Raw genomic sequence first — 15,723 nt, 5'->3', positions numbered from 1 at the left:
ATTTTTTTGACTTTAACTAAATAGGACGCATCCCATAAATTAGTTACCTTTGCAAAAATTATTTGCATGACTCACAAAGCAGGATTCGTCAACATCATCGGAAATCCCAACGTAGGAAAATCAACTTTAATGAATGCTTTCGTAGGCGAAAAGCTTTCCATTATCACCTCCAAAGCTCAAACCACCAGACACCGAATTTTGGGGATTGTGAATGGGGAAGATTTTCAGATGGTTTTGTCCGATACTCCCGGAATCATCAAACCGGCGTATGAAATGCAGGAATCGATGATGCAATTTGTAAAATCTGCTTTTGAAGATGCCGATGTATTAATTTACATGGTTGAAATCGGTGAAAAAGAACTCAAAGACGAAGCGTTTTTTAACCGAATCATCCACAGCGAAATCCCGGTTTTACTGTTATTAAACAAAATTGACAAATCCAATCAGGAACAATTAGAGGAACAAGTTGCTTTGTGGAAAGAAAAAGTACCGAATGCGGAGATTTTCGCTATTTCAGCCTTAGAAAATTTCAATGTGAAAGAAGTATTTGACCGTATTATTTCATTATTACCGGAATCACCTCCTTATTATCCAAAAGACACCTTGACCGATAAACCGGAACGATTTTTTGTTAACGAAACCATCCGTGAAAAAATCCTGATCAATTACGATAAAGAAATTCCGTATGCCGTAGAGGTAGAAACGGAAGAATTTATCGAAGACGACAACATTATTCGTATTCGTTCCATTATTATGGTGGAACGCGACACGCAAAAAGGAATCATCATCGGTCACAAAGGAGCAGCATTAAAAAGAGTAGGTATACAAGCACGAGAAGATTTAGAAAAATTCTTCGGTAAACAAATTCACATCGAACTTTTTGTGAAAGTCAGTAAAGATTGGCGTAGTAATGCGTTTCAGCTGAGGAGATTGGGGTATAATCAGAAGTAAAGGTTGCGGGTTTAAAGTTTCAGGTTTCAGGTTTCAAGTTGGGAGTTGATAGTTGGGAGTTGATAGTTGGGAGTTGGGAGTTTTTCTCTGCAATTTTGTCATTGCTTCGCCAGTTCGAGCAAAGCTCTCGTGTCTGACAAAGGAAGAATCTCATCATAACTCTGTGAAAAGAACTCCTTTCTACGTACAATTAAAAAAGCTTTTTAATCCTCACCCCTTCCCGAAGCTTCGGGACTCTCCAAAGGAGAGGGGAGACGAGACGTTGAAAAAACTACTAAATTAGCAGTTATAAATCCTTTAATATCTATTATAGCAAAGCTATCAAATCAGCGAAAATCCAATTAATCTATCCAATCCGTGTTCCATTAAAAAAGGAGCGAAGCGACTTTGTGTTCCTTGTGCCTTCCTCGTAATCTTCGTGGTTAAAAGAAAAAAAATCACTCCAAAATTTTCTCCATCAACACTTCCAATTCCCTTGCTTGTTTCAACCCTTTTTTTCGGTTTAAACGGGCAATAAAATAGAGTAAAAACCAGGCATTCACCATGGCAAACATGACTAGTAAATCAAATTTATAGGATTGGTCCAGCGACCATTTTGAAAACGCGATGACTGTAAAAATTACAAAAATACCGCCCACCACAAAGTGAAGAAACATAAATAATGTCCACAACACCGGGTCCGGACCAAACAAACCCCGAATATAAGTGTTTCCATCCTCCATTTTTTCAATCTCCAAATGCAAATGAGGGGAATGTTTTTCTCGTTGCAATAAGCCAATATGCAACCAAATGTGATGACCCGAAATTTTGATTTTATAATCCGGTTCCACCGTTTCTTTCAATTTTTCGCAACTGGCCATAATCGATTCATAGGACTTGGTTACCACTTTATCAAATCGATACCGCAACGGCAATTGGTCATCTAAATTCATACAAATGGGGTAAAATTGAATACTAATTTACAAAATAATAGTTTTAAACGTAAAACAAAGGCGTTTATTTTTTGTGGAGTTTACTAAATTGTTTCCCCAAGGGAGCATTTAAACTTCAAACAAAAAAGACTACCTTTGCAAAATATTTAGAATTTAGAACTATGAGTACTATTGTTGCCATTGTAGGGAGGCCAAACGTCGGGAAATCAACACTTTTTAATCGTTTAATCAAGCGAAGAGAAGCCATTGTTGATTCCGTGAGTGGGGTTACCCGTGATCGAAATTATGGAAAGAGTGAATGGAACGGAAAAGAATTTTCGGTTATTGACACCGGTGGTTATATCAAAGGATCCGATGATATTTTTGAAGCAGAAATACGCAAACAAGTGGAATTAGCCATCGATGAAGCCGATGTTATCATGTTTGTGGTTGATGTTGAAGAAGGCATTACACCTATGGATGATGAGGTGGCAAAATTACTTCGCAAAATTACCAAGCCGGTAATTGTTGTAGTCAACAAAGTAGATAACGCTATGCGTGAAAAAGATGCCTATGAATTCTACAACCTTGGTTTAGGCGATTATATCACGATTTCCAGTACATCCGGTAGCGGAACTGGGGAATTGTTGGACGAATTAATAAAAGTATTTCCAGACAAACCGGAACCTACGCAGGAAGAATTAGAACTTCCTCGATTCGCTGTTGTGGGTCGTCCTAATGCCGGAAAATCAAGTTTTATTAATGCTTTGATTGGTGTTGACCGTTATATTGTGACTGATATTGCCGGCACAACACGTGACTCCATTGATACGAAGTACAACCGTTTCGGGTTTGAATTTAATCTGGTTGACACCGCCGGAATCCGAAGAAAAGCCAAAGTGAAAGAAGATTTAGAATTCTATTCGGTGATGCGTTCCGTGCGGGCCATTGAGCATGCCGATGTTTGTATTTTGATGATTGATGCTACTCGTGGTTTTGAAGGACAAGACCAAAGTATCTTCTGGTTAGCGGCTAAAAACAGAAAAGGAATTATCATCTTGGTCAACAAATGGGATTTAGTTGAAAAAGACACGATGTCCACCCGCGATTATGAGTCGAAAATCAGAAAAGAATTGGAACCTTTTACCGATGTAACGATTTTATTTGTTTCTGCTTTAACCAAACAACGTTTGTTGAAAGCATTAGAAGAAACTGTAAAAGTATACGAGAACAGAAAGCAACGGATTGCGACATCCAAGTTCAATGACCACATGTTGAAATTGATCGAAGCTTATCCGCCTCCGGCATTAAAAGGGAAATATGTAAAAATTAAATACTGTATGCAATTGCCAACGCCAACGCCTCAGTTTGTGTTTTTTGCCAATTTACCACAGTATGTGAAAGAACCCTACAAACGTTTCTTAGAAAATAAAATCCGTGAAAATTGGGATTTTTCAGGAGTGCCGATTGATATTTATATTCGAGAAAAATAGAAATTAGACTACTATGATAGTTTATTAAGTAACTAAGGTTTATTCAGTTTTATTAACTTAATGAACATTGGTTGTTTAATGGTGTTTTTTGTTTTCCCGTTATTAAGTTCTATTTTCTACAAAATTAAATGTTAAACTTTCTGTAAGAAATTTTAACTTTACATACTAAAATTGTTAATTCGCTGTTATAGAATTTTCTCACAACTAATTTTAATACATTCTATGTTTAAACATTTTCTATCAGCAGTACTATTTTTATTTTTATTTAGTTCATATGGTCAAAATTTTGTCACGGTAAAAGGAAAAATTATTGACGAAAAAACCAAATTGCCGCTGGAGTCGGCTACAGTTTACCTCACTTCCAAAAAAGACTCCACCGTGATTGATTATACCATTTCAGAAAAAAACGGAAATTTTGAAATCAGAACCCGAAAAAGTAACGAGGCAGTTGATTTAAAAGCATCTTTTCTAGGTTATCAAAACTATAAAAAGGAAATTAGCAAATTAGCAGAAAACCTTGAATTGGGAATAATTTCGCTTGTTGAAAGTGGAACTTCATTGGATGAAGTAGTTTTAAAAGGTGAAGCTCCACCGATTCGGATCAAAAATGATACGTTGGAATTTGATGCCGCCTCTTTTAAAGTAGGAGCCGATGCCAATGTAGAAAAATTAATTAAACAATTACCAGGCGTTGAAATTTCTCCGGAAGGGAAAATTACGGTCAACGGTAAAGAAGTCAATCAAATCCTAGTCAACGGAAAACCGTTTTTTGGCAAAGACGGTAAGATAGCCACACAAAATCTTCCTGCTGAAATCATTGAGAAAATTCAAGTGGTGGATACAAAAACAAAAGCAGAGGAACTTTCCGGTGATACGGCTTCCGGAGAGGAAAAAACCATCAATCTTACCATTCAGGAAGATAAAAACAAAGGTTTTTTTGGAAAAATTATGGGTGGCTACGGTTCCGATGAACGGTATGAATCCAGTTTGTTGCTCAATTGGTTTAAAGGCGATCAAAAAATCAGTGTTTTAGCTTCGGCCAACAATATCAATTCGGTCGGGTTCTCGATGAATGAGATTTTTGATAACATGGGTGGCGGTCGAAATGTCTCGGTTTATTCCAACGATGAAGACGGTTCATTTGGAATAAACGGAATGAATTTCGGCGGAAATAACGGATTAACCACTTCTAATTTAGTGGGAATCAATTATGCGGACAAATGGTTTAAAAAAGTAGAAGTCAATAACAATTATTTTTTCACGAACAATGAAACGGATAATGTAACGCGTTCTTCCCGTACGAATTTATTGCCTACGGAAACCACGTTTACAGAAACGGTTTCCAATTCCAATCGATTAGGAAATTCACATAATTTGAATATGAATTTTGAAGTTAAGCTGGATTCGTTGACTAGTATTTATGTTGAACCAAAGTTGGTAAGAAGTATAAATAAAGATCGTTTTTCCAATCAACAGGAAACCCGAAATCAAGCCGATTTATTGACTAACGAAAGTACAAACGATACGTATTCAGATGTTGATAATACTTCCTTTGAAAATTATATGTTGTATTATCAGCAGTCCAAAAAGAAAAAAAATAGAGGTTGGAGTGTTTCTTTGCAAAATGAGCATCGAAATTCAGCGACATTTTCGAATGTAAATTCTTCTACGTTCTATTATCTGACGGACGAACCGGATGATATTCGAAATCAAAATTTAAAACGTGATTCGAAGTTTAATAAAATTGCCAGTGAAATCCGCTTTGGCGAACCGTTAACCGATTCGTTGAAGTTGAGTGTCACCGCTGAAATCGATTATTATGCTTCAAACGATGAAGAAGCTACCTTTGATTTTGATGCCATTACGGGAAGCTATGATAATTTTAATGCTCTATTATCCAATGAAATCAATTCGAGTGTTTTAAAGATTCATCCTTCTGCGGGTTTAAATTGGAACAAAAAGAATTTGCGTGCCCGTTTCAATGTTGGGCCGGAGTTTGTTACCTTTAAAAATGAATCTGATTATCTCAGCGTTCGAACCAATTTAGATAAAAATTATGTTTTCCCGAGGGCGACGGCTAATTTGTATTATTCCATTACAAAAAGTAAATCGGTGTATGCCAATTATAATTTCAGAATGGAATTGCCATTGGCGAATCAAATTTTGCCGGTTACGAATTTGTCCAATCCTTTGAATACGATTGTTGGAAATGGTGATTTGAATCCAACCCAACAGCATAATATGTATATGAATTTTAACAACTATGATTGGCAATCGCGTAGTGGTTTTTTCTTTTACAGTGGGATGACTCTTTACAAAGACCAAATTGTTTCTTCGACTGTTTTTGATGAAAGTTTTCGTGCTCAAACCACCTATGAAAATGTGGATAAAGGATTTAACAGTTATTTGGGTGCTTCTTGGAGTAAAACCTTCAAAAAAGAGAAAAGGAGTTTGCGGTTGAGTGTAGGAATTGACGGAGGTTATAATCTGAATCAAGGATTAACGAATGCTGAATTATATGAAGCAAAAGGGTGGCGAATGGAGCCTCGCATGAGTCTAAATTGGTCCATTGAAGAGTTGATTACCATTGCACCGTCTTACAGTTACGTTTTCAATTCAACTGATTTTACCAATTATGTAATTGATAATGCCAATAATTTTGTACACCGATTCAAAATGGAATTCACGAGTTATTGGCCAAAGAAAGTGGTTTTTGGAAATGACTTTGGCTACACCTATAATTCCAACATAGCCGATGGTTTTCAAAAAGATTTTTATTTGTGGAATACCAGTTTAGGGTATAATTTTTACAAAGACCGATTGCTGGTCAAAGTAAAGGTTTATGATGTTTTAAATCAAAATGTAGGGGTGCGAAGAACCATTACACCAACGGCCATTACCGATGCAGAAAATTTAGTTTTGCAACAATACGTCATGTTTTCATTAACCTATAAACTCGATAAATTTGGTGGGAAGAAAGATAATGAAGGCGGAATGTTCTTTATAGATTAAACAAAAAAGCGACTTGAATTTCAGGTCGCTTTTTTTATACTTAAAATTATTTTACCAACTTCCACCGGCACCGCCGCCACTGAATCCGCCGCCACCGAATCCTCCGCCGAAACCGCCACCACCGGATGAACCGCCACCAAAACTTCCTCCTCCTCCTCGACCTAAACTGCTTAAAATGATTATATCGGCTAAATCGGGTCCGGAAAAACGTCCTGAACCGCCATTTCGGTTATTTTTTGAACCTTTTGAAATAATAATAAAGAGAATCACAATAAATAACAGAATAAATATTACCGGAATTCCTCCTTTGTCATTTTTTCGTTTGCCTTTGTATTTCCCTTTTAAAACATCAAAAATAGCATCGGCACCTTTATCTAAACCACGATAGTAGCTGCCGGCTTTAAATTCGGGAAGAATTATATTTCGAATTAATTCGCCTGTAATTCCGGCAGTAAGTCGGTCTTCTACCCCATAACCGGGTGAAATATGAATGCGTCGGTCGTTTTTAGAAAGTAAAATGACAACACCGTTGTCCTGTTCTTGGCTTCCGCCTATTCCCCATTCCTGTCCCCATTTTGGGGCTAATAACCCGATGTTTTCGCCTTTTAGATCTTCAATGGTAATGACTACAATTTGTGTGGTAGTACTGTCGGAATAGCGTAAGAGTTTTTCTTCCAGTGCTTTTTTTTCACTATCGGATAACACTTTAGCATAATCATACACACTGGTTTGAAAACTGGGAACTTCGGGAATGTTAAATTGAGCAAAGCTTACCTGAAACGGTAAAATTATCAACACTACAATCCAGCATAAATTGGTAGTTAATTTCATTTATCCTTTGGATATTTCGTTAGAAAGTTCATTAGTGTCCAAAGAATCATACGGGAAAAATTCCTTCAAACGTTCACCGGCTCTTTTGATTCCTTCCACCAAACCGTCTTTAAATTTTTTGTTTCTAAAGTTTTCTAACACGATGTCTTTGGTACATTCCCAAAAGTCACTTTCCACTACATCGTCAATCCCACTATCACCAATAATGGCAAAAGTATGATCGGCTACACCCACGTAAAACAAAACACCATTTCGGGCTTGGGTTTTATACATTTTTAGTGTATCAAACACCTCCCGTGCTCTCGCAATAGGAGGTGTGTCTGAATGATTTTCAATATGCACACGGATTTCTCCGGACGTGTTTTTTTCTGCCAAAGCAATTGCTTGAACAATTTCTTGTTCCTCTGCCGGGGTTAGAAAATCTTCTACTTTAGACATGAATTAGAATTTTACTTCAGGAGCTTTTTCTGCACCCGGTTCTGCATCAAAGAATGGTTTTTCTTTGTATTGTCCTAAAAATAAATTGTTTGGAAATTTTAGGATATGGTTGTTATATGCTTCAATCGTTTCATTGAATCGAACGCGAGCGGTTTGAATCGTATTTTCTGTACTTGCCAATTCATCTTGTAATTTCAAAAAGTTTTGATTGGCTTTTAATTCAGGATACGCTTCCACTGTTACCAATAATCTTGACAAAGCGGATGAAACACCACTTTGGGCTTGGTTAAATTGTGCCAATTGTTCCGGCGTAACATTGGTGGGGTCAATGGTGGTTTGCGTTGCTTTTGCACGAGCAGCTGTTACCGCTTCAAAGGTGCTTTTTTCAAATTCAGCAGCACCTTTTACGGTTTCTACTAAGTTCCCAATTAAATCATTTCTTCTTTGGTAAGACGTTTGCACATCACCCCACGATTTGTTTACGGCTTGACTTTTAGTAATTGCCGTGTTTTGGATTCCTACAATGTAAAATCCGATGACAACAATTAGTCCTACTATAATCCCGACAGGTAATAACCATTTTTTCATTTTGTTTATTTTTAAGGTTCTAAGTTACTGAGTTTTTTTATTTTCTAAATTCTAAATTCGGATTTCTCATCCTACAATCCTTCTTTAATTTGCATCAATTGTGCTTTTATTCCCTCTAATTTGCTAATGATCTCAAATTTATCCAACGTTTTTTTCTGTCCTTCTTTCAAATGCGTTTTGGCACCTTCTAAGGTAAAGCCGCGTTCTTTTACCAAATGATAGATTAATTGAAGATTTTTGACATCTTCAGGAGTAAACATTCGGTTGCCTTTGGCGTTCTTTTTCGGTTTAAGAATATCGAATTCTTTATCCCAAAAACGAATCAACGAAGCGTTCACGTCAAATGCTTTGGCCAATTCGCCAATGCTGTAATATCGTTTTTCTGGTAAGTTCAAATGCATTAGTCGAGTGCTTGGTTTTCTTGGTTAGCTATTTTTGAAATGGCAATGTATTCTTCGGCGGAAATGCTACCGTAATAGAAATTAATCGGATTAATCGGTTCCCCGTCTTTATGTACTTCGTAGTGTAAATGTGGAGCTTCACTTCGTCCTGTGCTGCCTACTAATCCGATGATGTCTCCCCGTTTCACTTTTTGACCGGCTCTTACTTTATATTTGCTCAAATGGGCATAATACGTTTCATAACCAAATCCGTGCTTGATAATGATTAAATTTCCGTAACCTGACATTGAATTGTCGGCTTTGTAAACAACACCGTCTCCGGAAGCATAAACAGGAGTCCCCGTTTTGGCGGTAAAATCCATTCCGTAATGAAATTTTCTGATTTTGGTAAAAGGGTCATTTCGGTACCCAAAACCGGAGGCCATTCGTTTTAAATCTTCATTTTTTACAGGTTGAATAGCGGGAATAGCCGCTAAAAGCTTTTCTTTGCCTTTGGCCAAGGTTAAAATTTCGTCTAACGATTTAGATTGTATAGCCAATTGTTTTGAAATCATGTCCACCCGTTTAGTGGTATTGATCACTAACTCCGAATTATCGTAACCTTCCAATTCTTTATAACGATTCACACCACCAAATCCGGCTTTTCTTTGTTCGGATGGAATAGGTGAAGAGTTAAAATATACGCGGTACAAGTTGTTATCTCGTTCTTCTAAACTCACTAAAACTTCATCCAATTGATCCATTTTTTTATTTAGAATTTCGTAACGCAACTTTAAATTTTCAATTTCTCGGGCTTGCAATCGGTCTTTTGGGGTTTCGAAATAGGGAGTGTTCAATAAAATCACAAAACACAAAAAACCAAAAAGGGCAGAAGAGAGTAAAAACAGAGCCGCATAACCAAACTTCCTCCCTTTTTTGGGTTTGATTTTTTTGTAGGCTAAACTTTCTGTGTCGTAATAATACTTTACTTTCTTCGACATTTCTTAAATTATACTATTTTTGTGCTTTCAAAACTGATTAGTCGAACAAATTTAAGAAATGTTTCATTCTAATGCTAATTTAATTTTTTTCTAAAAGCGTTGGTATTTTAACTGTATAAACGATTCTTTATTGTATCGAAGTCTAATCAATTGAAAATTAAACACCGAACAATTTTTACAATGAAATCACACGATATCCGTAAACAGTTTTTGCAATTTTTTGAAAGTAAAGGACATTTAATCGTTCCTTCAGCTCCTATTGTTTTAAAAGATGACCCAACCTTGATGTTCAACAATTCCGGTATGGCTCAGTTTAAAGAATATTTTTTAGGAAATGCTGAACCTAAAAGCAAACGAATTGCCGATACGCAAAAATGTTTACGCGTTTCCGGAAAGCACAATGATTTAGAAGATGTTGGGTTTGACACCTATCATCACACGATGTTTGAAATGCTTGGAAACTGGTCGTTTGGGGATTATTTTAAGAAAGATGCTATTAATTGGGCTTGGGAATTGTTGACGGAAGTCTATAAAATTCCGAAAGAGAATTTATATGTTTCTGTATTTGAAGGTAATCCTGATGAAAATGTGCCTTTTGACCAAGAAGCGTGGGATATTTGGAAGGAATTAATCGATGAAGACCGAATCATTTTAGGAAATAAAAAAGATAATTTCTGGGAAATGGGCGATCAAGGACCCTGCGGACCGTGTTCAGAAATTCATGTTGATTTGCGTTCGGAGGAAGAAAAAGCAAAAGTTTCCGGAAAAAGTTTGGTCAATAATGACCATCCACAAGTGGTGGAAATTTGGAACAACGTATTCATGGAATTCAATCGTAAAGCGGATGGAAGTCTGGAAAAATTACCTGCACAACATGTTGATACCGGAATGGGATTTGAGCGTTTGTGCATGGCGTTACAAGGAAAAACTTCTAATTATGACACCGATGTTTTTACTCCGTTGATTGAAAAAGTAGAGCAAATTACAGGGTTAAACTATACTTCCAACGATGTAAAAAACATATCAGAGGAGCAAAATAAAATCAACATAGCCATTCGAGTAATTGTTGACCACATCAGAGCCGTTGCTTTTGCGATTGCGGATGGTCAATTGCCTTCCAATACCGGAGCCGGTTATGTAATTCGTAGAATTTTACGAAGAGCGATTCGTTACGGATTTACGTTTTTGAATACCAAAGAGCCTTTTATTTATGAATTGGTCGCTGTTTTATCCAATCAAATGGGCGAGTTTTTTCCGGAGATTAAATCGCAGCAGCATTTGGTTACGAATGTGATTCGAGAAGAAGAAGCTTCGTTTTTAAGAACGTTGGAGCAAGGGTTGCAATTATTGGAAAATGTAGTGACTGAAACCAAAGGAAATGAAGTTTCCGGAGCCAAAGTGTTTGAATTGTATGATACGTTTGGTTTTCCAAAAGATTTGACGGCTTTAATTTTAAAAGAAAAAGGATTTACCTATAACGAAGCTGATTTTGAAACGGAATTGCAAAAACAAAAAGCCCGTTCACGTGCAGCATCAGAGGTTACCACAGACGATTGGAAAATCTTAATTGATGGGAATGTGGAAACGTTTGTAGGATACGACCAAACGGAAAATGAAGTGAAAATCACTCGCATTCGTAAAGTAGATTCTAAGAAAGACGGTGTTTTATATCAAATTGTGTTAGATGCTACTCCGTTTTACCCGGAAGGTGGTGGACAAGTAGGTGACAAAGGCATTTTAGTTTCAGCCAATGAAACCATTGAAATCATCGACACTAAAAAAGAAAATAACTTGATTTTGCATTTTGCCAAGCAACTTCCTGAAAAGGTGGAAGCCGGTTTTGTAGCAAAAGTGAATACCGATTTAAGAACGTCAACATCAAAAAATCACTCGGCTACGCATTTAATGCATTTGGCGTTGCGAACCATTTTAGGAACGCACGTGGAACAAAAAGGTTCATTGGTGCATCCGAATTATTTGCGTTTTGACTTTTCACATTTTTCGAAAGTAACGGATGAGGAAATTAGACAAGTGGAAGCATTTGTCAATCAACGAATTGAAGAACAATTACAGTTGGTTGAACACCGAAATATTCCGATTCAGCAAGCGATGGCTCAAGGTGCAATGGCTTTGTTTGGGGAAAAATACGGTGATACGGTTCGTATGATTGAATTTGGCAACAGTAAAGAATTATGTGGAGGAATTCACGTGAAAAACACAGCCGACATTTGGCATTTCAAAATCATTTCAGAAGGAGCTGTGGCAGCCGGAATTCGCAGAATTGAAGCGATTACAGGCGATGCTGTGAAAGATTATTACAAAAATCAAGAAAACACGTTAGCAGAGTTGAAAGAAACCCTCAAAAACCCGCAAGATATTTTAAAATCAGTAGTTTCATTACAAGACGATAATGCCAAATTGAAAAAACAAATTGAGCAATTATTACGTGAAAAAGCCAAGAGTTTAAAAGGTGAATTAGCTTCAGCATTACAAGTAATCAACGGCATACAATTCTTGGCCAAACAAGTCGATTTGAATCCGGAAGGAGCCAAAGATTTGGCCTATGAATTAGGAAATTTGGGTACTAATATATTTTTAGTTTTGGCTACAGCCGAAGAAAATAAACCGATGTTAACCTGTTATATTTCAAAAGAATTGGTTGCTTCACACAATTTGAATGCGGGACAAGTGGTACGTGAATTAGGAAAATATATTCAAGGTGGAGGTGGCGGACAACCGTTCTTTGCTACAGCTGGTGGTAAAAATGTGGGTGGAATTAAAGAGGCGTTGGAGAGGGCAGTAGATTATATTAAATAAGAAATTATGAATTAAAGTGATGAAAAAATTTATAATATTTTTAGTTTTTGCAGGATTAACACTTTCTTGCAATTCAAATGACGATGAAAGTTCAACAATTTCTGAGCCAACTATTTTAGGCAAATGGTACATAAAAGGAGGAACTTTGAATGGAGGAGAATTTCAAAATTATAATCATGACTGTGAAACAAGTAGAGATTTTCAAGAGTTTTTTGAAAATGAAGAACTTACCTTTAATGGATACAATGCTGAATGTGTATTAAGTAATACTCAAACTTCAATTTGGGATTTGAATGGAAATATATTAACGGTATCAAGTCCACCACAAGACCCGATGATTTACCAATACACTTATATTGTTGAAAGTTTAACGAATGATGAGTTGATATTGAAACAGACGGTTAATAATCCTGAAGGTATAGTTGTGTATCGATCAACTTTTACTAGAGACTAAATTTATATACATTTCAATATTGTTTTAGTTATAGAATGAACTTCCGTACCCCAATCACCATTCCAAAAAGCAATCATCCTATCGATTATTATTCGAAGGTGGTGACGATGGGTTCTTGTTTTTCTGAAAATATCAGTGCGAAATTTGAGCAGTATAAATTTCAGCATTATAACAATCCGTTTGGGATACTTTTTCAACCGGATGCGATTGAAAACATACTCATGCGTTCTATTGAAATGCGATTATTTACCGAAGGCGATTTGTTTTTTGATAATGAATTATGGCATTGTTTTGAAGTACATTCGGAATTGAATAATGCAGACAAAGACGATATGCTCATCAATTTGAATGGGATTCTGACTTATTTAAACGGACAACTTCAAACGTGTACACATTTAATCATAACATTTGGAACGGCATGGACGTATCGTTTTTCGCATACACAAAAGAGAGTGGCCAATTGTCATAAAATTCCGCAAAGCAATTTTACAAAAGAATTGTTGACCGTTGAAGAAATTACTACTTCGTTAAACAACATCCAAACTAAATTAACTGAATTTAATCCTGAGATAAAGTTTATTTTCACCGTTTCACCCGTTCGTCACCTAAAGGATGGTTTTGTAGAAAATCAATTAAGTAAATCACATTTATTCGCCGCAGTACATTCATCCATCTCTCAATTTCCATCTACCAGCTACTTTCCAAGTTATGAAATCATGATGGATGATCTTCGAGACTATCGTTTTTATGCAGAAGACATGTTGCATCCCAATCCAACAGCAATAGATTATATTTGGAAACATTTTGTGGAATCGCATATTTCGTATCATGTATTTCCCATTATGACGGAAATAGAAAGTATTCAAAAAGGATTATTACATCGACCCTTTAATCCAAATACAGAACAACATCAGCTTTTTGTTCAAAAACTTCATGAACGGATTGAGCAATTGCAAGAGAAATATCCATTTTTAAATTTATTTTAGTTTTTTACTATAGTTGATTAATAACATAAAGTTATATTTTAAATAGCTATACAATTAATTCGAAAATGTGATTATGTAAAAAAAAATCGTTCCTAAAACATGTAGGAACGATTTCAGTCAAAAAAAAAAGAAATCCTACTTCACCATCATTCTTTCATTATTTTTTTAATTATAATTTTATCATTAATTTTAATTTTTAATACATAAACTCCGCTGCTGTAATTCACCATATTTAATTTCAGAAAAGATGAATTTGACTTAATGTTTTGGATGTTTTTTCCAAACATATCTGCAACCTCGATTGACATTTCTTCATTATAATTGGAATAAATATTTAAATAATCTTTTGTAGGGTTAGGATATATGTTTAACCTTAAACCTTCAAAATTTTCATTATCTAAAACGTTTACAGTAATACAATCTGAAATCTCAATACAACCATTTTTAGAAACAATAACTTTATAATCTCCTGACAGATCCGGTGTAAATGATTGGTCCGTTTCACCATCCAGCAAAATTTCAGGACATTGATACCATTGGTAATCAGCTTCTGTTTGAGCAACTGTTAAAGTTCCATTGTTTTCAGTAATTGTTGTATCTAAATCATTTAATGTCACTGCAACCGAAGTTCTGTTACTTTCACAACCGTTAACTGTTTGCGATACAAAATAAGTTCCGGACGTAAGTACTGTTGAAGATGTCAAAGCCGAACCACCCGTTGCTGAAGTGTACCAAGAAAGATTTGTTCCCGATGCTACTAAATCAGCTATAGTTGGATTGGTATTACTACAAAACGCTTGAGCCGATGCTGTTGGAGCAGAAGCAGTAGTTAATGTCACTGCAACCGAAGTTCTACTACTTTCACAACCGTTTACAGTTTGCGATACAAAATAAGTTCCGGAAGTAAGTACTGTTGAAGATGCCAAAGCTGAACCACCCGTTGCTGATGCATACCAAGAAAGATTTGTTCCGGTTGCTACTAAATCAGCTACGGTTGGATTGGCATTGCTACAAAACGCTTGAGCCGAAGCTGTTGGAGCCGAGACAGCAGTTACCGTCACAGCAACCGAAGTTCTGTTACTTTCACAACCATTAACTGTTTGTGAAACAAAATAAGTTCCGGACGTAAGTGCTGTTGAAGATGCCAAAGCTGAACCACCTGTTGCTGATGCATACCAAGAAAGATTTGTTCCCGAAGCTACTAAATCAGCTACGGTTGGATTGGCATTGCTACAAAACGCTTGAGCCGATGCTGTTGGATCCGAGACAGAAGTTACCGTGACAGCAACCGAAGTTCTGTTACTTTCACAACCGTTTACAGTTTGTGAAACAAAATAAGTTCCGGAAGTGAGTGCTGTTGAAGATGTCAAAGCCGAACCACCCGTTGCTGATGCATACCAAGAAAGATTTGTTCCCGATGCTACTAAATCAGCTACAGTTGGATTGGCATTGCTACAAAACGCTTGAGCCGATGCCGTTGGAGCAGAAGCAGTAGTTACCGTCACAGCAACTGAAGTTCTGTTACTTTCGCAACCGTTTACAGTTTGTGAAACAAAATAAGTTCCGGAAGTAAGAGCTGTTGAAGATGCTAAAGGCGAACCACCTGTTGCTGATGCATACCAAGAAAGATTTGTTCCCGAAGCTACTAAATCAGCTACAGTTGGATTGGTATTACTACAAAACGCTTGAGCCGAAGCGGTTGGAGCCGAGACAGCAGTTACCGTCACAGCAACTGAAGTTCTGGTACTTTCACAACCATTTACAGTTTGCGATACAAAATAAGTTCCGGACGTAAGTGCTGTTGAAGATGCCAAAGCTGAACCACCCGTTGCTGATGCATACCAAGAAAGATTTGTTCCCG

Annotated in this window: 13 protein-coding genes; 6 read left to right on the top strand and 7 right to left on the bottom strand. The window is 36.6% G+C overall.

Translation table 11 applies throughout. The features are described 5' to 3' along the window. Window positions 1-66 precede the first annotated feature (66 nt). Entirely contained in the window at window positions 67-951 is an 885-nt protein-coding gene (gene era / locus EQG68_RS09455) for a GTPase Era (RefSeq protein WP_129464643.1), read from the top strand. A gap of 437 nt (window positions 952-1,388) precedes the next feature. Here the strand turns inward: era and EQG68_RS09450 are convergent, their stop codons facing one another. After that, window positions 1,389-1,883: a hypothetical protein gene (locus EQG68_RS09450; protein ID WP_246011708.1), complete on the bottom strand. Its 495-nt coding sequence runs from the start codon at window positions 1,881-1,883 to the stop codon at window positions 1,389-1,391. Between the two features lie 161 nt (window positions 1,884-2,044). On the opposite strand from EQG68_RS09450, the gene der reads away from it, so the two are divergent. Together der and EQG68_RS09440 are read left to right on the top strand one after the other, a co-directional pair. Then, complete coding sequence (gene der / locus EQG68_RS09445; RefSeq protein WP_129464642.1) at window positions 2,045-3,355, top strand: ribosome biogenesis GTPase Der; 1,311 nt, start codon at window positions 2,045-2,047, stop codon at window positions 3,353-3,355. Window positions 3,356-3,577: 222 nt separating this feature from the next. Further along, complete coding sequence (locus EQG68_RS09440) at window positions 3,578-6,367, top strand: TonB-dependent receptor (protein WP_129464641.1); 2,790 nt, start codon at window positions 3,578-3,580, stop codon at window positions 6,365-6,367. 51 nt (window positions 6,368-6,418) lie between these two features. On the opposite strand, the gene EQG68_RS09435 is transcribed toward EQG68_RS09440, so the two are convergent. From EQG68_RS09435 to EQG68_RS09415, 5 genes are all read right to left on the bottom strand, one after another. Further along, complete coding sequence (locus tag EQG68_RS09435; RefSeq protein WP_129464640.1) at window positions 6,419-7,198, bottom strand: TPM domain-containing protein; 780 nt, start codon at window positions 7,196-7,198, stop codon at window positions 6,419-6,421. Continuing rightward, a complete protein-coding gene (locus EQG68_RS09430; protein WP_129464639.1) occupies window positions 7,199-7,636 on the bottom strand; it encodes a TPM domain-containing protein in 438 nt (145 codons plus the stop codon). 3 nt (window positions 7,637-7,639) lie between these two features. Then, complete coding sequence (locus EQG68_RS09425) at window positions 7,640-8,224, bottom strand: LemA family protein (RefSeq protein ID WP_129464638.1); 585 nt, start codon at window positions 8,222-8,224, stop codon at window positions 7,640-7,642. A 71-nt stretch (window positions 8,225-8,295) separates the two neighbouring features. Further along, complete coding sequence (locus EQG68_RS09420) at window positions 8,296-8,625, bottom strand: MerR family transcriptional regulator (RefSeq protein ID WP_129464636.1); 330 nt, start codon at window positions 8,623-8,625, stop codon at window positions 8,296-8,298. Further along, entirely contained in the window at window positions 8,625-9,605 is a 981-nt protein-coding gene (locus EQG68_RS09415; protein WP_129464634.1) for a M23 family metallopeptidase, read from the bottom strand. The genes EQG68_RS09420 and EQG68_RS09415 overlap by 1 nt, the downstream gene beginning before the upstream one ends. 180 nt (window positions 9,606-9,785) lie before the next feature. On the opposite strand from EQG68_RS09415, the gene alaS reads away from it, so the two are divergent. Genes alaS through EQG68_RS09400 form a run of 3 tightly spaced genes read left to right on the top strand, consistent with a single transcriptional unit; the run spans window position 9,786 to window position 13,862 of the window. After that, on the top strand, window positions 9,786-12,422 hold the full coding sequence (alaS, locus tag EQG68_RS09410) for an alanine--tRNA ligase (protein WP_129464632.1): 2,637 nt from the start codon (window positions 9,786-9,788) through the stop codon (window positions 12,420-12,422). Between the two features lie 19 nt (window positions 12,423-12,441). Further along, the gene (locus EQG68_RS09405; RefSeq protein ID WP_129464630.1) at window positions 12,442-12,876 is read left to right on the top strand and encodes a lipocalin family protein; all 435 of its coding nucleotides are present in this window, start codon (window positions 12,442-12,444) and stop codon (window positions 12,874-12,876) included. Window positions 12,877-12,911: 35 nt separating this feature from the next. After that, complete coding sequence (locus tag EQG68_RS09400; protein ID WP_129464628.1) at window positions 12,912-13,862, top strand: GSCFA domain-containing protein; 951 nt, start codon at window positions 12,912-12,914, stop codon at window positions 13,860-13,862. A 146-nt stretch (window positions 13,863-14,008) separates the two neighbouring features. Here EQG68_RS09400 and EQG68_RS09395 read toward each other — a convergent pair. After that, on the bottom strand, window positions 14,009-15,723 hold a 1,715-nt coding region (locus EQG68_RS09395), incomplete at its 5' end, for an Ig-like domain-containing protein (protein ID WP_129464626.1).

Source organism: Flavobacterium piscinae, from assembly GCF_004122145.1.
Taxonomy (GTDB): Bacteria; Bacteroidota; Bacteroidia; order Flavobacteriales; family Flavobacteriaceae; genus Flavobacterium; species Flavobacterium piscinae.
Note: the sequence above shows the minus strand (reverse complement) of the source record. Positions and strands in the feature narration are given on the sequence as shown.

Excerpts from the sequence above, each read along its gene's own strand:
- der (WP_129464642.1), top strand. The coding sequence starts at position 2,045 with ATGAGTACTATTGTTGCCATTGTAGGGAGGCCAAACGTCGGGAAATCA.
- EQG68_RS09420 (WP_129464636.1), bottom strand. The coding sequence starts at position 8,625 with ATGCATTTGAACTTACCAGAAAAACGATATTACAGCATTGGCGAATTG.
- EQG68_RS09450 (WP_246011708.1), bottom strand. The coding sequence starts at position 1,883 with ATGAATTTAGATGACCAATTGCCGTTGCGGTATCGATTTGATAAAGTG.
- EQG68_RS09425 (WP_129464638.1), bottom strand. The coding sequence starts at position 8,224 with ATGAAAAAATGGTTATTACCTGTCGGGATTATAGTAGGACTAATTGTT.
- era (WP_129464643.1), top strand. The coding sequence starts at position 67 with ATGACTCACAAAGCAGGATTCGTCAACATCATCGGAAATCCCAACGTA.
- EQG68_RS09440 (WP_129464641.1), top strand. The coding sequence starts at position 3,578 with ATGTTTAAACATTTTCTATCAGCAGTACTATTTTTATTTTTATTTAGT.
- EQG68_RS09435 (WP_129464640.1), bottom strand. The coding sequence starts at position 7,198 with ATGAAATTAACTACCAATTTATGCTGGATTGTAGTGTTGATAATTTTA.
- EQG68_RS09430 (WP_129464639.1), bottom strand. The coding sequence starts at position 7,636 with ATGTCTAAAGTAGAAGATTTTCTAACCCCGGCAGAGGAACAAGAAATT.
- EQG68_RS09405 (WP_129464630.1), top strand. The coding sequence starts at position 12,442 with ATGAAAAAATTTATAATATTTTTAGTTTTTGCAGGATTAACACTTTCT.
- alaS (WP_129464632.1), top strand. The coding sequence starts at position 9,786 with ATGAAATCACACGATATCCGTAAACAGTTTTTGCAATTTTTTGAAAGT.
- EQG68_RS09400 (WP_129464628.1), top strand. The coding sequence starts at position 12,912 with ATGAACTTCCGTACCCCAATCACCATTCCAAAAAGCAATCATCCTATC.
- EQG68_RS09415 (WP_129464634.1), bottom strand. The coding sequence starts at position 9,605 with ATGTCGAAGAAAGTAAAGTATTATTACGACACAGAAAGTTTAGCCTAC.